The 18,995-nt window shown below is 69.8% G+C and carries 12 protein-coding genes; 9 read left to right on the forward strand and 3 right to left on the reverse strand.

The genetic code is table 11. From position 1 onward, the window contains the following. Nucleotides 1-17 precede the first annotated feature (17 nt). The 4 genes from WME95_RS04025 to WME95_RS04040 all read left to right on the forward strand — a co-directional run bounded on the left by WME95_RS04025 (nucleotide 18) and on the right by WME95_RS04040 (nucleotide 6,233). Nucleotides 18-176 carry a hypothetical protein gene (locus tag WME95_RS04025; protein WP_437549591.1) on the forward strand — a complete coding sequence of 53 codons (159 nt, stop codon included), beginning with the start codon at nucleotides 18-20 and terminating at the stop codon, nucleotides 174-176. Nucleotides 177-541: 365 nt separating this feature from the next. Beyond that, nucleotides 542-1,411 (forward strand): hypothetical protein, encoded by an 870-nt coding sequence (locus WME95_RS04030; protein ID WP_437907086.1) that lies wholly within the window; start codon nucleotides 542-544, stop codon nucleotides 1,409-1,411. Between the two features lie 69 nt (nucleotides 1,412-1,480). Next, entirely contained in the window at nucleotides 1,481-2,335 is an 855-nt protein-coding gene (locus tag WME95_RS04035) for an ATP-dependent Clp protease adaptor ClpS (RefSeq protein ID WP_437907087.1), read from the forward strand. Then, nucleotides 2,319-6,233 carry a serine/threonine-protein kinase gene (locus tag WME95_RS04040; RefSeq protein WP_437907088.1) on the forward strand — a complete coding sequence of 1,305 codons (3,915 nt, stop codon included), beginning with the start codon at nucleotides 2,319-2,321 and terminating at the stop codon, nucleotides 6,231-6,233. Before WME95_RS04035 ends, WME95_RS04040 begins: the two co-directional genes overlap by 17 nt. 132 nt (nucleotides 6,234-6,365) lie before the next feature. On the opposite strand, the gene WME95_RS04045 is transcribed toward WME95_RS04040, so the two are convergent. Then, a complete protein-coding gene (locus WME95_RS04045) occupies nucleotides 6,366-7,070 on the reverse strand; it encodes a hypothetical protein (protein ID WP_437907089.1) in 705 nt (234 codons plus the stop codon). Here WME95_RS04045 and WME95_RS04050 point away from each other — a divergent pair. After that, entirely contained in the window at nucleotides 7,051-7,410 is a 360-nt protein-coding gene (locus WME95_RS04050; RefSeq protein ID WP_437907090.1) for a hypothetical protein, read from the forward strand. The genes WME95_RS04045 and WME95_RS04050 overlap by 20 nt on opposite strands. Before the next feature lie 198 nt (nucleotides 7,411-7,608). Here the strand turns inward: WME95_RS04050 and WME95_RS04055 are convergent, their stop codons facing one another. Next, on the reverse strand, nucleotides 7,609-7,878 hold the full coding sequence (locus tag WME95_RS04055; RefSeq protein ID WP_437907091.1) for a hypothetical protein: 270 nt from the start codon (nucleotides 7,876-7,878) through the stop codon (nucleotides 7,609-7,611). 184 nt (nucleotides 7,879-8,062) lie between these two features. Here WME95_RS04055 and WME95_RS04060 point away from each other — a divergent pair, with 184 nt between their 5' ends. From WME95_RS04060 to WME95_RS04070, 3 genes are all read left to right on the forward strand, one after another. Continuing rightward, a complete protein-coding gene (locus tag WME95_RS04060; protein ID WP_437907092.1) occupies nucleotides 8,063-11,737 on the forward strand; it encodes a sensor histidine kinase in 3,675 nt (1,224 codons plus the stop codon). A gap of 240 nt (nucleotides 11,738-11,977) precedes the next feature. After that, nucleotides 11,978-13,285 (forward strand): hypothetical protein, encoded by a 1,308-nt coding sequence (locus tag WME95_RS04065; RefSeq protein WP_437907093.1) that lies wholly within the window; start codon nucleotides 11,978-11,980, stop codon nucleotides 13,283-13,285. 572 nt (nucleotides 13,286-13,857) lie between these two features. Next, complete coding sequence (locus tag WME95_RS04070; RefSeq protein WP_437907094.1) at nucleotides 13,858-14,403, forward strand: DUF1003 domain-containing protein; 546 nt, start codon at nucleotides 13,858-13,860, stop codon at nucleotides 14,401-14,403. A gap of 173 nt (nucleotides 14,404-14,576) precedes the next feature. On the opposite strand, the gene WME95_RS04075 is transcribed toward WME95_RS04070, so the two are convergent. Beyond that, nucleotides 14,577-15,791 (reverse strand): hypothetical protein, encoded by a 1,215-nt coding sequence (locus WME95_RS04075; protein WP_437907095.1) that lies wholly within the window; start codon nucleotides 15,789-15,791, stop codon nucleotides 14,577-14,579. A gap of 1,468 nt (nucleotides 15,792-17,259) precedes the next feature. On the opposite strand from WME95_RS04075, the gene WME95_RS04080 reads away from it, so the two are divergent. Then, a complete protein-coding gene (locus WME95_RS04080) occupies nucleotides 17,260-18,762 on the forward strand; it encodes an RICIN domain-containing protein (RefSeq protein ID WP_437907096.1) in 1,503 nt (500 codons plus the stop codon). The last annotated feature ends 233 nt before the right edge of the window (nucleotides 18,763-18,995 follow it).

Raw genomic sequence — 18,995 nt, forward strand, 5'->3', positions numbered from 1 at the left:
CGCTCGGCGACGCCGGCGTGGGCCCGCTGTTCGGGGCCGTCGGGCTCGGGATCGCCGTGCCGCTCGCGCGCGATGTGTATTTTTACACGGACGAGGCGGGGGAGCGGCGCGACGTCTTCCGTGCGTCACCGGTGTCGGCGATCCTCGACCTCGGCCTCGGCCTCGAGCTGCCGTGACCGGGCCGCGTCAGATCCTCGACGCAGTGGCGGGCTGAGCAGTCCTCCACGTCGTCACCAGCGCATCGCCCCACCCCGCGGACGGCTCCGCGCGCCCAGCGCCCCACCCCTGAATCACGTCGTTCGGCTTAACACGTCTTAACGGTGGGCGGCCTCGGTCCGCGCTATTCACCGCCGCGGGGGATAACGTCGCTCTCAGGAGAATCCTTATGATCGAGAAGAGCACTCTGTCGATGCAACCCTGTTCTCTCCGCCCGTCACGCGCTTTCCTGCCGCGAATCGGCGCGGCGCTGTTGCTCCTCGGAGCCCTCGGCGCGGCCGCATGCACAGCCGGTGCCGGCGCGGACGAAGAGGAGAGCCTCGGTGTGGCGAGCCAGCGCGGAACTTACGATCTGACGAGCAGCTACACGGGCAACGTCGGAGACACCCGCGGCTGGCTCATCGAGTGGCAGGTACCCCAGCTTCTGAACGCGTCCACGGCCTGGACCGCGGTGGGCCAGTGGTACTACAATCTGGAGTCCGGCATCTACCACAGCCCCGATGGATGGTTCGTCTACTACTTCGGAGATGACAACGGCGTCACGGGGAATCATCCGAGCTGCAACACCCAGTGGGGCTCGGGGGGCACCTGCGGCGGCTCGCTCGGCGGCCTGCAGCCCGGGCAGCAGGTCGTCTTCAAGTACGAGTGGTGCACGGCCGAGCGCGTCGCGAGCGTGACCGGCGCCCAGCTCTGCCTCTATGTCGACATGAAGAACGGCGCCGGCTGGCAGTTCCTCGCCCAGGACGCGCGCAGCACCGTCGAGATGTACGCGCACGACATCGAGCATTTCGCCGACGTGGGCCCGCAGTACCCCGAGCCGCAGGTCTCCTGCGAGGCGCCCATCAAGATGCTTCGCCAGCAGGTGAAGACGACCTCGGGCGCCTGGCAGAACATGTCGGGCGCGAGCACCTGGTCGTTCCACGACGCCGCGCCCTACGTCTACCAGAACAAGAACCTCAGCGCGTCGCCGTCGACCTGGGAAGCCTGCACGTCATCGACCGTGCCCCCGAACGACTGCAGCAACGCGCCCGCGTGGTCGTCGGGGCAGGTGTATACGCCCTCCACGCTGGTCACCAACGGCGGCCATCTCTGGTCGGCGACCCAGCAGATCTGGTGGTCGCACCCGGAGTGCCCGCCCAGCAACCCGACGTTCTGGTGCCCGGCCGAGTGGGCCGACCTCGGGCCGTGTAACTGATCGCGGAGCCCACTCCCCACGAGGCGCGCTGGAGGCAACCCTGCTTTCAGCGTAGGATGCGCAGCGCGCATGCGCATCCTCCTCGTGGGGCTCTGGCTCCTCGTCCTGGCGACCGTGCTCGCCATCCTCTACCGCCGGCGGAAGCGGCGCTCACACGCGCGTCCTCGCGGCGATAGCGCCGTCGTCCTGCACACGGCGACCATCGAAGCCATGCGGCGCGGGCAGCGGGTTTTGCTCCCAGAGCATGTCGTGCTCGCTGCGCTCTGCGATCGCCGGGTGGCAACGCTGGTCGCATCGGCCGGCGCGAGCGCCGCGTCCTTGCGGCGCGAGCTGGAACAACAGCTCCCGGCGCCGCGCCAGGCACCCACGGACAGCGCCGCGTTCGAGCTCTCGCCGGCTGTGAATGCCATCGTGGATCGCGCCTGGTCGAGGTCGGCGTCGTGGGGGGGCCCGTCGCCGCTCGATCTGGTGGTCGCGACGCAGTCGGCGGGGGAGGGCTGCTTCGCCGCCGAATTGCTCACGAGGGCGTGTCGCGACCTCGACCGGGCGAGCCGGGAGCCGCCCCGCGCCCCGGAGCGCAGCGACCCCGCAGGCGAGCTGGTCGAGGTCGTGTTCTGGAACGACGACGTGACCAAGATGAAAGCCGTGCAGCGCTTGCTCATCGACTGCTTCGGAATGGACGAGGTGGAGGCGACGCACTTCATGCTGACCGTGCACTTCGCGGGCTCCGCCGCAGCGGGCCCGTATCGGCCGGATACCGCCGCCGCGCTCCTGGCGCGCGCGACGCAGGTCGCGCGCGAGCGCGGCATGCCGATCCGCATCACGCTCGGTCCGGCGGCAGAGGAGATGGGCTTCACCTGGGCCACCGAGCCCGCGGAGGCAGGGACGGGTCAGATGGACAGCTCAGATGGACAGCGTCGCTGACGGTCCGGCCGCCGAGGGGTTCGGCGGCACGGACCGCTTCAAGATCCGCGCCCGCCTCGGCGCGGGCGGCATGGGGGTCGTTTACCACGCTCACGATCGGCTTCGCTGCGCCGATGTGGCGCTCAAGACGCTGCTCCGGATGGAGGCCGCCGACATCCTCCGTCTCAAGAGCGAGTTCCGCGCGATCGCGGACATCGCCCATCCGAACCTGGTGACGCTCTACGAGCTCATCTCCGCGCAGGGGCGCTGGTTCTTCACGATGGAGCTCGTCTCCGGCGTGAGCTTCACCAGGTACGTCCGCGGGGGCGAGCTCGCCGCCCCGGGCGCGCCGGCGCATGTCCTGGAGCGGACTTCCCCCGCGGCGGCCACGACCTGTCAGGCGGATCTCGACGGCCGCGCGCCCTCGCCCCGCGCCGACGGCGCGGCGCCGACGGCCTCCGGCGGCGCGCCAGCGTCACAGCCCAAGGTCGACGTGGCGCGCCTCTGCCAGGCGCTCGAGCAGCTGGTGCACGCCGTCGAGGCGCTGCACGGCGCGGGCAAGCTGCACCTGGATCTCAAGCCCTCGAACGTGCTCGTGGACCAGAGCGGTCGGGTGGTCGTCCTGGACTTCGGCATCGCCCGCGACACCGGCGCTCGCAGGACGGCGCTCGCGACCGCCGAGACAGACGCCCCGATCGCCGGGACGCCCATCTACATGGCGCCGGAGCACATGCGTGGAGAGCCGTCCGCCGCCGCGGACTGGTACGCGGTCGGCGTGATCCTTTACGAATCACTCACCGGCCGCGCGCCTTTCAGCGGCAGTCTCTTCGACATCGTCGAGGCCAAGGCGTTCGGCGAGCCGCCGCCGCCTCACCTCGTCGCGCCGGACGCGCCCCGGCCGCTGAGCGATCTGTGCCTGCAGCTCCTCCAGCGCGACCCGCGCGCGCGGGCCACGGGCGCGGACGCGCTGCGCGTCCTCCGCGAGGCGGCGGTCGCCCTCGCGGCAGCGCCTGGCGCCGCTCCCCGGCCCGGCGCTCCGCCGCCAGGCGGCGAGGCGCCGGCGCCGCTCCCGCGCGCGCTGTTCATGGGACGCGGCGAGCAGCTGCGAGCGCTCCAGGAAGCGTTCGACGAGGCGCGCGCTGGCCGCCCGGTGGCGGTCTACGTCCATGGTCGCTCCGGCATGGGCAAGTCGGCGCTGGTCGAGCATTTCCTCGACGATTTGCGCGGCCGCCGCGCCGCGGTGGTCCTGGCGGGCCGGTGTTATGAGCGCGAGTCCGTCCCGTTCAAGGCCTTTGACAGCGCGCTGGACGCGCTCAGCCGCCATCTCAAGCGGCTGCCGCGGTCCGAGGCCGCGGGCCTCCTGCCGCGCGGGATCCACGAGCTCGTGCGCGTGTTCCCCGCCCTGCGCGTCGTCGCGGCCATCGAGGACGTCCCGCGGCGCGCCTTCGAGATCCACGACGCCCAGGAGCTCCGGTTCCGCGCGTTTCGAGCGCTCAAGGAGCTCCTGTCGGCGCTCGCCGACAAGGGGCCGCTCGTCGTGTCCATGGACGATCTGCAGTGGGGCGACCGCGACAGCGCGCTGCTCCTCGCCGACCTCCTCGGCCCGCCCGACCCGCCCTCGATGCTCATGCTCGGCGTGTATCGGTCCGAGGACGAGGCATCGAGTCCATTCCTGCGGGAGCTCTTCGGCGCTCCGGCGCCCAGGTGGACGGGGGCAACCGAGCACCGGAAGCTCTGCCTAGGCCCGCTCGTTCGTGAAGAAGCGGAGTCGCTGGCTCGCTCGCTCCTGGGCGGCCACGGCCCCTCGCACGATGCGTCGGAGATCGCCCGCGAGTCCGAGGGCAACCCCTTCTTCCTGGCGGAGCTCGCGCTCCACCTGGGCCGCGCGGCGCCGGTTCACCCGGGTCACGACGACGCCTGTTCCCCGGCGCCGCCGGTGTCGCTCGAGGCGCTGCTCCTGGAGAGGTTCGCGGATCTGCCGGCGGACGCCCGGCGGCTCCTCGAGGTGATCGCCGTCGCCGGGCTCCCCATCGAGCAGCGCGTCGCGCTCAGGGCCGCCGGGTTGCAGGGGGACGCCGCGTCGGCGCTGCACGCCTTGCGGACATGGCACCTGGTCCGCACCGGCGGGCTCGAGGAGGCCGATCCTGTCGAGGCGTACCACGATCGGGTGCGCGAGGCGGCGTCCGGCCAGATCGAGCCGTCCCGGCTCAAGGACCATCACCGCCGCCTCGGCGAGGAGCTCGCGGCCCTGGGGCGCGCCGATCCCGAGCAGATCGCGCGTCACTTCCATGGCGCGGGCGATCTCGACAGGGCGGGCGCGTACGCCGCTGAGGCGGCGGACAGGGCCGCCGCCGCGCTCGCCTTCGAGAACGCGGCGCGGCTCTACCAGCTCTCGCTCGACTGCGCGCCGGCGGGCAGCGAGCGCCGGCACGGGCTCCTCGTGCAGCTCGGCCATGCGCTCGCGAACGCGGGCCGCGGCGCCGACGCCGCCCGCGCCTACCTCTGCGCGGCGGACGCCGCGCGAGGCGCCGCGGCGCCCTCGGTCGTCCTCGACTGCAAGCGCCTCGCGGCCGAGCAGCTCCTGACGAGCGGTCACACGGAAGAGGGCGTCGCGGTGCTCCGGGAGGTGCTCTCCGAGACGGGCCTGCGTTACCCCGAGACGAAGCGCCGCGCCCTCGCCGCGGCGCTCCTTCACCGGACGCGGCTCGCCCTGCGCGGCTTCGGGTTCAAGGAGCGCGACGCGAGCCAGATCGATCCCGGCGAGCTTCGCCGCGTCGACGTCTGCTTCTCTGCGTTTCTCGGGCTCTGCGCCGTCGATCCGGTGCGCGCGGTGGGCTTTCACGCGCAGCACGTCCTCCTCGCGCTGGCCGCGAGGGAGCCGGGGCGCGTCGCGCTCGGGCTCGCGTTCATGGCGCTGTTCGCGTCGATCATCGGCAAGCCGGCGGGCAGCTCCGTGGAGCGCGCCATCGCCGCGGTGACGCCGCTCCTCCAGCGCTCCGCCGACGCGCGCGTCGAGGGCGTCCTCCGGATCCAGCGGGCGATCGCCGCGCACGAGACGTCGTTTCGAGAGACGGTGATGCACGCCGAGGAGGCAGAGCGCATCTTCCGCGAGCGGTGCACCGGGGTGGCCTGGGAGATCGGCACGGCGCAGACCATCTGCATGATCGGGCTCGGCAAGCTCGGCGATCTGAGGGGGCTCGCCCAGCGCCTCCCCACGTGGATCAAGGAAGCGGAGGCGCGCGGCGACAGGTATGCCGTCACGTCGCTGCGCACGGTCACGGGGGGCCACAGCCTCGTCGCGCTCGCCGCGGACGATCCGGCGCGGGCGCGCGCGGATCTCGCGCAGGCCCTCGCGGCGTGGCGGCAGCAGGGGTTCCAGCTGCAGCACTTCTTCGGGCTCTTTGCGGACGTGCTCATCGATCTGTACTGCGAGGACCCAGGCGCCGCGTGGCGCCGGCTGACGGCCGCGTGGCCGGCGGTCGAGGACTCCACGTACCTGCGCATGAGCCCGATGCGGATCGGCGCGATCGAGCTGCGCGGGCGGGCGGCGCTCGACGCGGTCGCAAGCGCGGCGGATCCGGCCCCGCTGCTGCGCATCGCCGAGCGCGTGGCCGGCGCGCTCCTGCGGGAGCGGGTGGGCTGGGCGAGCGCCCAGGGGTGGCTCACGCTGGCCGCCGTCGCCTGGACGCGCGGCGATGCGGCGCTCGCGCGCACGCACCTGGAGGCGGCGATCGCCGGGTTCGACGCGAGCGAGGTCGCGCTGAGCGCCGCGGCGGCGCGCAGGCGGCTAGGGGAGGTGCTTGGCGGCGATGAGGGCCGCGCGCTCGTCCGGACGGCCGACGACGCGATGGTCCGCCTCGGCGCCAGCCGCCCGGATCGGATGACGGCCCTGTTCGCTCCCGGCTTCGGCGGTCGCTGACGCCGGGAGGAGGGGTGCCCGATCCAGCGCGACGGCCTCGCGGTGAGCTCGACGAGCTCGTCGTTCGGCCGGCAGCTCGGGGCGGCTCATGGCGTTGTCGGCCGGGAGGCGGCGCGCGCCGGGTTGCCTGCGTCAGGGCGTCAGGGCGAAGCAGTAGATCCCGCCGTAGCCGCCGCCGCCGCCGACGGTGTTCGAGCCCGGCGCGGGGCCTCCCGCGTCCACGAGATTGACCCCCGGCGCGCACCCCGGTGCATTGTGGACCGTTATCCAGTGGGCCCAGCCCCCGCCCCCGCCGGGTCCGCCGCCGGTTCCCCTTGGCCACGAGTGTCCAACCTGCGGTGTCCCCTCGGCCCTGTCTCCCGTCTTGGCCGTCCAGTCCTTGCACGTCGCGTTGGCGCCCTGGAGCTGCCCCTGGGGGTTGGAGCCCGTCAGGGTGTCGTGGTTGTCGACCTCGGGTTGGGCCGGGTCGGGCTGGTGGTTGGGGACGCCGTCCTCGTTCGGCAGATCGTTCATGATCGCCGCGTCGGCCCCGCTGGGGCGCGTGTTGAGCAGCTCCGCCTTCTCGTTCGCGACCAGCCGGCCGAGCCGGTCGTACCAGGGCCCCTCGCCGATCCGGTCGATCGCGTTGACCTGCTTCCCGTCCTCGCCTGCCGTGGCGCTCAGGAACGCGCGCCACACCTTGCTTCCCGCGCCCGGGAGGCTCTTCTCGGCGATCGTCGCGCAGATCTTGTCCGCGCCGCGGAGACCGGCGCCCGGCCCTGTCTCCCCGAAGCGGAGGTCGCCCCCGAAGCCGTCCTGGGAGCCCGACAGCTCCCGCATGGCGGCGAGGCTGGTCACGAAGAAGCTGAACTTCTCGGTCGTCCCGCCGCTCGCGGTGGACGAGGTGGTGTCGCCGCTCGCGGTGGATGAGGTGGAGTCGCCGCTCGCGGTGGACGAGGTGGCGTCGCCGCCGGAGGTGGATGAGGTGGAGCTGCCGCCGGAGGTGGACGAGGAGGTGCCGCCGCCGGAGGTGGACGAGGTGGAGCTGCCGCCGGAGGCGGAGGAGGTGGAGCTGCCGCCGGAGGTGGACGAGGTGCTGGTCGAGCCGTCGCTCGAGGCGTCCGCATCCGAGTCTGAACCGCAGCCGACAACGTGCGAGAAGAGCGCGAGGGTGAGAGGCAGCAGCAAGGGGCGATAAGTGCGTGTCATGGTCTCCGTTTCCTTTCCCTGGTTAAGCTAGAGGGGCGGCCGCGCCGGTGCGCCTCTCGTCGAGCGAGCAGAATTTTTCAATTCGGCAAACGTTTCGCGACATCCAGATGACCATGTGGCGACGGCGCGCGCTCGGGAGTCAACTTTTTTTCCGAAAGCCCCCGCCGCACGGACGCTGCTACCGGTGTCAGCCCCCTGCGCTCATCCGCCGCCGAGCTCCGACAGGCGCGTGCGGCCGCGGTCCGTCGACGCTCTCGCGATGACAGGCGAGGAGATCGGCGATGGCCGCGCGGTCGGCCGTCCGCTCGATCCGGCGCAGCCGCGGCACCCGGCCGGCTCGGGCGTTGGTGACGCTGGCGGTCGCGGGCTCGCCGGTGGCCGTGCCGGCGCCTGGCGACAGCGCCTCCGCCAGCGAAGGCGCGGGGAGGAGGAGCCCATTCGAGGAATGCCACGGCATCCGGAAATTCGCACCAGCGAGCGGCGTTCTGGACAGACCGGAGGCGCTGAAAGGGGCGCGCTGAGCCTCCCGGGCGCTGTACTCCCCTCCCGTCGAACGGGACGGACCCCTCCTGCCCCATGCTACGTTCACGGGTGGCGAAGCCATCCATGCAGCACGAGATCAAAGCCATGCGAGCTGGCATATGACCGACCTCGGTCAGGCAGCGGTCGGGCGGCGGCTGTACCTCGGGAGCGCGGCGCTAGGATTCGTTGGGCTCGTCGGCTGGCTCGCCGGGGCGACGCCTCTCACCACGATGGTGCCAGGTCAGCCACCGATGATGCCGAACACGGCGCTGGCTCTGTCGCTGATCGGTGTGGCTGGAGCCCTTCGTTATCGGCAAGGCACCCGATACCGCCGCCTGCTGAAGATTCTGTCGCTGCTCGCGCTCGCCGTCGTGCTGATCATCGGCGTCGGGACGCTCGCCGAGTACCTCTTTGCGATCGACCTTCCTATCGATTCGCTCCTCGTGGGCGGCCGAGCGCTCCCCGTGGGCAGCCAGGCTGGACCCTATCCTGGACGCCCGTCGCCGCCGACGGCGGTGTCGATCGCGCTCCTCGCCGCTGCGCTCCTCCTCTCCGACGTCCGCCCCACCGCTCGCGTACGTCCGTCCGAGTGCTTCGCCCTGCTCGCTGGTCTCATCGCCTTCACGGCTCTCGTTGGATTCGTCTTCGGCGCAGGTCCGCTATATCAGTCGGCCTATTCGCCTGTCATCGGTGTAGCGCCGACGACGGCGCTGAGCCTCCTGCTCGCGACGGCGGGCCTGCTCCTCGAACGGCCGGCGGCCGGAATCATGCGCACGGCCACGTCGGAGGGTGCGGGCGGCGTCATGCTCAGGCGCCTGGCGCTGCCGACCATCGTCGTCCCGGTGCTCCTCGGAGTCGCCATCACGCGGATCTCCGCCGCGGCGGGGGTCGTGGACCTCTCGCTCGGTATCGCCGCGCTGATCGCCGCGATGGCCGCGGTAGGTCTGTCGCTGCTCGCCATCACGGCCGCGCCCCTCAACCGCGTCCACGAGGCCCTCGAGGCGATCCGCGCCCGGACCCGCGAGCTGATCGAACAGGCGCCGGACGGGATCTTCGTGGCGAACCTCGATGGCCGCTATACCGACGTCAACAGCGCCGGTTGCCGCATCCTCGGCTATCTTCGCGAAGAGATCATCGGGAAGACCATCTTCGATCTGATCCCGCCCGAGGACGCCGGTCGGTTGTTGCAGTCGAGGCAGCAGCTCGTCGGTGGCAGCATCGACATCGACGAGTGGAGACTCAGGCGCAAGGATGGTAGCTACGTATTCGTCGAGGTCTGCGCGAAGATCCTCCCGGATGGACGATGGCAAGCATTCGTGCGGGACATCAGCGAGCGCAAGCGCATCGAGGGGTTGCTCCACGCGAGCCACGCGGATCTCAATCGAGCCCAGTCCGTGGCCAGGGTCGGCAGCTGGCGGCTCGACGTCCGGCGCAACGAGCTTCGTTGGTCCGACGAGAACTACCGGATCTTCGGGGTCCCCACGGGGACGCCGATGACCTACGAGGGGTTCCTCGCCTGCATCCACCCGGACGACCGGGCGTACGTCGACGAGAAGTGGATGGCCGCCCTCCGCGGCGAGCCGTACGACATCGAACACCGCGTCGTCGCGGAGGGTGAGACCAGGTGGGTTCGCGAGAAGGCAGATCTCGAGTTCGACGAGCACGGCACGCTCCTCGGCGGCATCGGCATCACGCAGGACATCACCGAGCGAAGGCGCCTCGAAGAGGAGCTCCGCCTCTCGGAAGCGAAATATTCGGGCATCGTCTCCATCTCGACGGACGCGATCATCTCGATCGACGATGGTCGACGCATCAGCATGTTCAACGAAGGCGCGGCGATCATCTTCGGCTACTCGAAGGAAGAGGTCATCGGGGCTCCCCTCGAAATCCTGATCCCCGAGCGCTTCCGGGCGATCCACCGTCAACATCTCGAGAGATTCGCGGCGGAGGAGACGGTCGCGCGCTCCAAGGACATACGCGGCAGGGAGCTCGTCGGCCTGCGGAAGAACGGCGAAGAGTTCCCCGTCGAAGCCTCCATTTCGAGGCTCGACGTCGGCGGCAGGAGGATCCTCACGGTCACCCTCCGCGACGTCACAGAGCAGACGCGCGCTCGAAACCAGATCCGTCAATCGCAAGAGCGGTTCGAGCTCGCGCTGAAGGGCGCAGACCTGGCCGCATGGGATTGGGACATCCATACCGGCGAGGTCATCTTCAGCCCGCGCTGGTGCGAGATGCGCGGCTTTCGCCCGGACGAGGTCAGGCCCCACGTGGATTCGTGGCTCGCCAGCGTGCACCCCGACGATGCGCCCCGCGTGCAGAAGGCGCTGAGGGATCACTTCGATGGGCTCACCCCCGAGTATGAGGCCGAGCTTCGCGTTCGCACGAAATCCGGTCGATGGATCTGGATCCTCGACCGGGGCAAGGTCTTCGTGCGCGACGGAGAGGGAAGACCCGCTCGCATGGTCGGGACCGAGCACGACATCACCGAGCGAAGGCGGCTCGAAGACGAGCAAAAGCTGCTCGCGGAGGTCGGCGAGGTGTTCGCCTCGACGCTCGACTACGACGACACGCTCTGCAATATCGCACGACTCGTCGTCCGTGACCTCGCGGACTTTTGCATCGTGGATGTGGTCGAAGAAGACGACAATGTGCGGCGCGTGAAGGTCGTCGGCCGAGACCCTTCCAAGGCCTGGGCCTGCGAGTCACTCGAGCGGCTGCCGCTCGATCGAAGGCGCCCGCACCTCGTTCTGCCGGCGCTGGAGGCCCGGCAACCCATCCTCATCGAGCGGCTGTCGCCCGAGATGGTCGAGTCGTTCGCCCAGAGCCCGGAGCACCTTCAGGTGCTTCGCTGCATGGATCCCCAATCCGTCATGACCGTGCCGCTCCTGGCACACGGGAGGCTCCTGGGCGCGATCGCGTTCGTGTCCTCGACGCAGACTCGGGTGTATGGGTCTTCCGAGCTCCGCCTGGCGGAGAACCTCGCGCACCGGGCTGCGCTCTCGGTCGAGAACGCGCGGCTCTATCGGGCAGCCGGGCGCGCCATCCAGGCACGGGACGACGTGCTGGGGATCGTCGCTCACGATCTTCGCAACCCGCTCGGAACCATCCTCATGCAGGCGGCGCTCCTTCGGCACCTCTCACCTCAAGCCGACGGCCCTCCTCGAAAGGCGGCTGAGAGGATCGAGCGGGCCGGGACACGGATGAATCGCCTCATCCAGGACCTCCTCGACGTGACGCGCATGGAGGCAGGTCGCCTCTGCATCGAACAGAACGCCGAACCTGTGGGACAGCTCGTCACCGACGCCGTCGAGGCTCAGAGGCCGCTCGCCGCTTCGGTCCCGGTCGAGCTGAAGCTCGGTGTGGAGCCCGACCTCCACGAGGTCTGGGCCGATCGAGATCGCCTCCTGCAGGTCTTCGAGAACCTCATCGGCAATGCGATCAAGTTCACGAAGCCCGGCGGATCCATCACCGTGGGCGCCGCGTCACGGGAGGGTGAAGTGCTGTGCTGGGTCGCGGACACGGGCGCCGGAATCCATGAGGAGGACCTGCCCCACGTGTTCGATCGGTTCTGGCAGGCGCGGAAGGCCGGGCGGCGCGGCGCCGGGCTGGGGCTCCCCATCGTCAAGGGCATCGTCGAGGCTCACGGCGGCCGCATATGGGTGGAGAGCGCGGTAGACCGCGGGAGCACGTTCTTCTTCACGATCCCGGAGGCAGCCCGCCCGCCATGTCATCCCGGGGGTGAGGCACGGCTTCATGGCGGGCCAAATCCGACGTTGATGCTTGAGCGCCGCTAGAACACCGAACGCGGCGAGCAGCTGCGTCGCCCTCATCACCGGCGGAAGCCGTGTGGGCATGCGGAGCCTCATCCCTTCTCGCGCCCGGCGACGTGGACCTCCGAACGGACCGGGGATCGCGCGCGCTCCCGCCTTCCAGAGCCGCTTTCCGTCATCCAACGCGGTCGTGCCGGTTCGCGCCCTCTGGTAAGTTTGGAGCCGAGATCGATTCTTGGCCCCCTTTTGGCTTACGGAGGTTCCATGTCCTCTTGTTCCCGCGCGCTCCCGCCCATGCTCGCCGCCCTCGGTGTCGCCTCCCTCGTCTCGCTGCCCGGCCAGGCGCGCGCCGAGGACGATGCTTTTGCCATGTCGGTCGGCGTCTCCCTATCGGTCTCCTTCGGCCAGAAGCTCGTCGCCTTCGGTCTGGGCGCCGACCTCCGTGCGACGTTCCTCATGGAGGGCAGCTTCGCCGGAGCGTTCGACTCGGGGCACATGGGATTCGGTCCGTTCGCGCAGGCGACGTGGCTCAACTTCTCTGCCGGTCGCTTCGCGATCGGCACCCACGGCGGCGGCGATCTGTCGCGCGACGCCTGCGTCGACGGCGAGATCGGCTGGATGTACCGCACCCCCTACCGCGACCTGCTCCCGGGGCAGCACGGTCTCCACCTCGGTGTGATGGCCGGCCTGCTCGACCCGGCGGTCGTCGTTTTCTCGGCGGGCGCGGCCATTCCACTGTCGGGCGAATCGCTCGCCCCCGAGGGGATGTTGGGCGTGGGCATCCACGCCGCTCCGATCTTCGGAGAGCGGTTCCATGGCACCGATGGCCGGCCGCTGCGCACGGCCGATGGGGTGGTGCTCCCGCCGGTGCTCGGGCTGGGCCCCGCTGCGTCGCGCCCGGCGCGGCTCGATCGCGCGACCCGGGCGGCGCTCGCGGGGGCGTGGCTGGACAGCGCGCGGGCCGAGTGCGGCTCGATCCCGGCGTTCCTCGCCCTCGCGCGGGATCTCGCGGCGGTCGGCGCGCCCGCGTCGCTCGTGGCGCGGGCGCTCGGCGCGCTCGGCGATGAGGTCCGCCACACGGCGCGGTGCAGCGAGATCGCGAGCGAGCTCGCGGGGTGGCGCCTCAGGCCGGCGCTGCTCCCGCCTCCGGCGGCGCGCGACGCGGACCGGCAGGCGGCGCTCGTGCGGATGGCGCTCGAGGCGTGGCACGACGGCTGTCTCGGCGAGGGCGCGGCGGCGGCCCGGGCGCGCCGGTCGCTCGCGGGGGCGAGGGACGAGGGCGTGCGCGTGGCGCTCGGCGAGATCGCGCGCGACGAGGCGCTGCACGCCGAGCTCGGCTGCCGCGTGCTCGCCTACTGCCTGGCCGAGGGCGGGCGCGAGGTGCGCGAGGCGGTCGGCGACGCGATGACGGGGCCGGCGCCGGCGCCGCCGGCGGACGACGCCGAGGTCGAGGGCGAGCGGAAGGAGGTGCAGGCCTTCGGCCGGCTCCGGCGCGCGGAGGCCGACGCCGCCTGGGACGAGACGTGGGCGGCGGCGCGGCGCGACGGCGAACGGATGCTCGTCGCCGCGTGAGCGGCCGCGGCGAGCGCGCCTGGCCGCGAGCGCGCCGCCGAGAGAAACGCGTCGGACGGAATTTTCCATTTTCGCTGCTTCCACACGCTTTCGTCTACTGGGACGATGCGCACGTGGACTCTTCACTCTTCAGTGCTGGTGATAGCGATCCTTGCGGCCCTGCCGGGATGTGGAGATGACGGAGCGCCGTTCGAGGGCGTGGTCCTCGGCCTGACCGATCGGTACGTCACCGAGGGCGGCGACATCACCGTGAGCCGGGACATGTCGGAGTACGAGTCCGTCGAGGCCCAGGTGATCCGAGAGAGGCATGGAGCTGCTCGACGTGAGGGTGACGTTCCGCACGCGGGTGATGCATCCCGTCGATGAGGTCCAGGAGAGCCTGCGCGGCTTCGTTTCGGTCGCCAGGAGCGCCGAGGACGCGAACGGCGCGGCGGTGGAGCCGCTGCTCGGCCTGCCGCGGGACCACGCCCGGCGGGCTGGCGCAGCAGCCAGTCATCCCCTGCGGGTACGGCCCACGCCGGGAAGGGCGCGGGTCGTCCCGTGGGGGCGAAACTTGCATCCGCATGACTCCGATGGATCGGAATCGACGTCACGCGAACACGAGCGAGCTGAACAACCTGGTCCGGCGAAACATAGAGACCCTGATCGCCGTACGGGAGAAGATGGAACGTGGGAAGACCCATCAAGAGACGGTGGCGGACGCGATCACCCGCTTCGCGGGGAGCATGACGTTCGTCTATATCCATGCTCTCCTGTTCGGGGGCTGGATCCTGGTGAACCTGGGCGTCGTCCCCTGGATCCAGCCCTTCGACCCGTTCCCCTTCGTGATGCTGGCGATGATCGCGTCGGTCGAGGCGATCTTCCTGTCGACCTTCGTGCTCATCAGCCAGAACCGGATGCAGGCGCTCGCGGACAAACGGGCTGATCTGGATCTCCAGATCAACCTCCTCGCCGAGCACGAGGTCACGCGGTTGATCGGCCTCGTGGACGACATCGCTCGTCATCTCGGTGTCACCAGCGGACAGGACGCAACCCTGGACGAATTGAAGAGGGATGTCCGGCCCGAAGAGGTCATCGAGGAGATCGAGCGGGTGGCGCGCGACAGGCCCGGCACGTGAGGCCGCGTGAGCGCGCGAGGCCTGGATGAGCCCGGCCCGCAGCGCGGCGAGCCGAGCCGTCGAAACTCCGCCTCACCTCGGTCGAATCCTTCTCGGGCAGCGCCGGGGGAGGGAAGTCAACATGCCTCGGAGACGTCAAGCCTCGACGGCGGCACCTGCGGGCTCGGCGCAGCTCAGCGCTTGCCCTTGGCGCCGCCTGACTTCGCCGCGCCGCCGCTGCTCCCATGCGCGTTCGCCTTGCCGCCGCCGCCATGGTCCTTGTCGTGGATCATGACCTTGGTGTTGCCGCCGCCATGGCCCTTGTCGTGGATCATGACCTTGGTGTTACCGCCGCCATGGTCCTTGTCGTGGATCATGATCTTGGTGCCGCCGCCGCCATGATCCTTGTCATGGATCATGACCTTGACCTTGTCGCCGCCGCCATGGTCCTTGTCGTGGACCATGATCTTGACCTTGTCGCCGCCGCGATCATGATCGTGAACCTTCACATCCACGTCTGCGCGCGCGCCCGCGTGCACGTCGACGCCAGGCCCATCGACGAAGGTCTTCACGAGGATGTTGACCCGCGGCGCCCGCGCGGCCGTCGCGATCACGCGCACGCCGGGCCGGTAGCCCCAGAGCGCCACGCGCGTCGTGCCGTGGAATCCGAGCGCGACCGTCAGTCGGAACGGGTTCACCACCGCCGCGAGCTTGCCCACGAAATAGAACCCGGCAGAAGCCGGCGCGAGGACGAGCACCTCGGGTCGCTCGGCCACGAGACCCAGCTTGAGCGTTCGTCCCTCGATGGCGACCGGCTTGAGGTGGGCATCGAGCACATAGACGCGCACCTCTCCCGTGGCCTCGTTGGCGACCATCTCGAGCCGGTCGTCGCCGACCACCTGGACGGAGCCGCCGTGGGGGCCCACCGTGACCTCGGACACCTTGCTCTCCGCGCTCACCCTGGCGCTCGCCACGAGCTCCGCCGTGCCGCCCGCCGGCACGTGCAGCACGCCGCTCCACGGCTTGCCCGAGATCGTGAGCGTGTAGCTGATCTCCGTCAGGTCCGCCTCGAGCTTCGGCCCCGCCGCGACAAGGAGCCCCGTCCTCGCGTTGATCGCGAGCGGGATTGTCCGCGCCTCTCCGGACGGCAGCTTCCAGACGAGCGTGCCGCCGACGTCCTCCTTGAGGCGCACACCGGAGCTTGCCCTGATCGCGGCCTTCACCTGGCCGTCGCCGTCGATGCGCCAGGCGACATTCCCCTCGTCGTGCTCCTCGACCAGGGCCGCGGCGCCGAGCTCTTCGCTCAGGGCCATCTCCGCGCTGGCCGTCGCGGTGGCCTCGCCGCAGGCGGGCAGGAGCAGGAGCGCGAGGGGGAGATACACCAGCGCGGTATGAGCCATACGGATCATCGGTTCCTCCGTTGCCATCCTGTGCCGCGCCGGCCAGCGCCGGCTCGGTCGTGGCATCCTCTCGACTTCCTGCAGCAGTGCGCCCGAGGGGGCGCCGCGGCTCATCAATCTCGTGGTGGGGAGGTGCGGGACACACCTCCGGGGTATGTGGATCAGCGTCTGAAGGAGGCGTTCCTGAGCTGGTGGTGAACCGTCGCGAGCCGTCGCATTGGCCCCGCGGCTTCGAGGTGCCGGTGATCGCCGTGCTGGGCGGCGCCCGAGGTCGTCCCTTGTCGCGCGGGGGTCGTGCCGAGTGGCCCGGGCCCACGCCGAGCGCGGAAGCAGGGACGAGCTGGATGGTGTGCCGCGGCTCAGCACGCAAGCGCGCTGGCTGGGTGAAATTATGAATGTTCACAGCAGCGCGCACCTCGCTACCCGAGCGGCAGGCTGGTCGATCAAAGTTGACACCGGAGATGTGAACGCTCACAGTGTCGACCGGTCGTCTTGCTTTTGCTTCGCTCCGGATGGGCCCTCATGCGCATCCAGGAGACGGTCATGAAGTAGCGCTCGGTCATGTCGCTCGCGGCTGGGATCGCGGTCCTGGCCAGTGGGGACAGTGGCTGCAGCAACGATCCCAGCGGAGGAAACCCCGGAAGCGACCCGGCATATCCCGCCCATCAGCAGGACTCTCCGGGGGGCTGCACCATGAACATTCTGGTTGTGTTGTACGGCAACGCCAGCTGCTCGATGATGAGGTCGCTACTGCTCGTGCGCTTCATTGTCCTGTCGGAGCCAGCAGGCTGAGGCGTGAAGGGGGCCCGTTCGATGCATGGATGAGTCTGATAGAGCATCACTTTTTCAGGAGTGAGGCGGATCGAATAATGTTCGATATGCCGACCAACGTGCAGCATGGCTGTACGACGGGACGGCCGCTGCGAGGGGCTTGATTTCCGCGTCTGGATCTCCTGGCCCCCGGCATCTCATCCATTCTCACTCCAGATTTTCGAGCGCGCTCGCATGCCGAGCGCGGCCGGCGAAGCCCGCTGGTCGCGGGCGGTTTTCGACAAGATTCGCACGAGATTCGCACGAGATTCGCGCGTCTGGCGCGCCGGGCGATCGCGCCCGTGAAGGACTCGACCCCATGTCGGCGTCAAGTCACCACCGTGACTCCGCATCTGAGCTTATCGCACCTTCATGAGGATCAGGCCCGCTCGCGATGCACAATCGGCTTGACGGGCCTGCCAGCCCGGAGCAATAGATTCCCTCTTCGTGTTGCCTGGCGCGCGAGAAATGAACTTATCCACTCTGCGCGCATCTTGACGATCGTCCGCAGCGGCAATGGCCGGCGCGGCGGCCCGCTCGGGAGTCTCGAGGGCGCGGCGAGCGACCCCGACGCTGCGCAAGGGCGGCGTTGAGCCGTGAGAAGACTCCAGCTTCACTTACTTAAGTTGACGAGGAGAACAAGATGAGACTCGGAACCAAGCAGAGCTTGCTTGCGGCGGCGACGGGCATCCTCGCCGTGTCGTGCGTCATCGGCCCCGAGGGGGCGTACGACGCCGAGATCGAGGAGGCAGGCTCGCTCGAGGGCGCCATCACGATCGATACGAGCGCGGTCTACACGATCGTCGGCGTCCAGAGTGGAAAATGCGTGCAGGTGGCTGGAGGCAGCACCGCGGATGCAGCGGCCATGCAGATCGCCAGCTGCAACGGCTCGACGCGGCAACAGTTCCGGATGGAATCGGCAGGCGGCGGCTACTATCGCATCCGCAACGTCAACAGCAACCGTTGCATGGACGTCACGGGCGCCTCCACCAGCGACGGCGCCGCCATCCAGCAATACTCTTGCTGGACCGGGACAAACCAGCAGTGGTCGTTCACGGATGTGGCCAGCGGCGTCGTGCGCCTCACCGCGCGCCACAGCGGCAAGTCCCTGGACGTCTACGGCCGCGGCACTGCGGACGGCACCGCCGTGATTCAATGGGCGTCGAACGGCGGCACCAATCAGCAATTCCGGCTCACGCCCGTGGGCTCGGGAACCGGCGGCACCGGTAGCACCAGCGGCACCGGCGGCAGCGGTGGCTCCGGCGGCGGCACGGGCGGCACAGGCGGCACGGGCGGCACGGGCGGCACGGGCGGCACAGGCGGCAGCGGTGGCTCCGGCGGCGGCACCGGCGGCACGTGCACCGCGTCACAACCGACTGGTCGAAACGTGTCGGGGAGCGGCCCTCACAGGGTGGTCGTCGAGACGAATTCGGACCCGGGCATCAACCAGGGCACCATCTTTCGTCCGGCGGATCTCGGTGGAGGCGCCAAGTATCCGATCTTCGTCTGGGGGGAGGGCGCATGCTCGCGGGACGGGCTCGCGAATCAAGCGGCCATGGCCGAGATCGCCTCGCATGGCTACTTCGTGGTGGCGGATGGGACACCGGTCAACAGCCAGCCCAACCGCGACCTCGGGAGCGGAGGCGACGTGCTGCGCGCCTACGTCGACTGGGTGATCGCCCAGAATGAGAAGCCTTGCAGCGCCTACTACCAGAAAATCGAAACCACGAAGGTCGCCGCGAACGGCTTCTCCTGCGGCGGCCTGATGGCGGCGGGGACCGCTGCAGATCCCAGAATGACGACCTGGGGACACACGAGCAGCGGATCTTTCTCGGCGAATCAGTCATTCTACAACTCGATTCACACGCCCGTGTTGATCGTCACCGGCACCGCGGATAGCCTGGGTGCGAACGCGAACGGCGCGAGAGACTTCGCGAACATCGCCGCCTTGGGTGATATTCCGGTCATGATGTTCGCCAAGGTCGGCGCGGATCACGGGGGCGATCTGTGGGCCAGGAACGGCGGCGAGTTCACTCAGGTCAACCTGGCGTGGCTCAACTGGTGGCTCAAGGGCGACGAATCGGCCACCGGCAAGGGCGCGCTCGTCGGCCCGAGCTGCCGCTTCTGCACCGACAGGACCTGGCAGGTCTCCTCTGCCAATCTGCCCTAGAGCGACAAACGGGTTGAAACCACGAGAAAGAGCAGGAAATTCACGGGGAGGCGGGGAGGCGGGGAGCGAGAGACGGCAAGAGAAAGAAATTCATTCTTTCTTCCTCCCCGCCTCCCCGCCTCCCTGTGAAAATTCTTCGGGTTTCAACGTGAACGGTGTTCTAGGGGGGGCTCGCTCTCGAACCGCCTTGCTCCGAGGAGCAGGGGGGGTTGACCGACCCTGGCGCACGCAGA

Origin of the sequence: Sorangium sp. So ce327 (genome assembly GCF_051530205.1) — a bacterium.
GTDB classification, from domain to species: Bacteria; Myxococcota_A; Polyangia; order Polyangiales; family Polyangiaceae; genus Sorangium; species Sorangium cellulosum_B.

Excerpts from the sequence above, each read along its gene's own strand:
- WME95_RS04035 (WP_437907087.1), top strand. The coding sequence starts at position 1,481 with ATGCGCATCCTCCTCGTGGGGCTCTGGCTCCTCGTCCTGGCGACCGTG.
- WME95_RS04040 (WP_437907088.1), top strand. The coding sequence starts at position 2,319 with ATGGACAGCGTCGCTGACGGTCCGGCCGCCGAGGGGTTCGGCGGCACG.
- WME95_RS04050 (WP_437907090.1), top strand. The coding sequence starts at position 7,051 with ATGGCGGCGAGGCTGGTCACGAAGAAGCTGAACTTCTCGGTCGTCCCG.
- WME95_RS04055 (WP_437907091.1), bottom strand. The coding sequence starts at position 7,878 with ATGCCGTGGCATTCCTCGAATGGGCTCCTCCTCCCCGCGCCTTCGCTG.
- WME95_RS04060 (WP_437907092.1), top strand. The coding sequence starts at position 8,063 with ATGACCGACCTCGGTCAGGCAGCGGTCGGGCGGCGGCTGTACCTCGGG.
- WME95_RS04065 (WP_437907093.1), top strand. The coding sequence starts at position 11,978 with ATGTCCTCTTGTTCCCGCGCGCTCCCGCCCATGCTCGCCGCCCTCGGT.
- WME95_RS04070 (WP_437907094.1), top strand. The coding sequence starts at position 13,858 with ATGGATCGGAATCGACGTCACGCGAACACGAGCGAGCTGAACAACCTG.
- WME95_RS04075 (WP_437907095.1), bottom strand. The coding sequence starts at position 15,791 with ATGATCCGTATGGCTCATACCGCGCTGGTGTATCTCCCCCTCGCGCTC.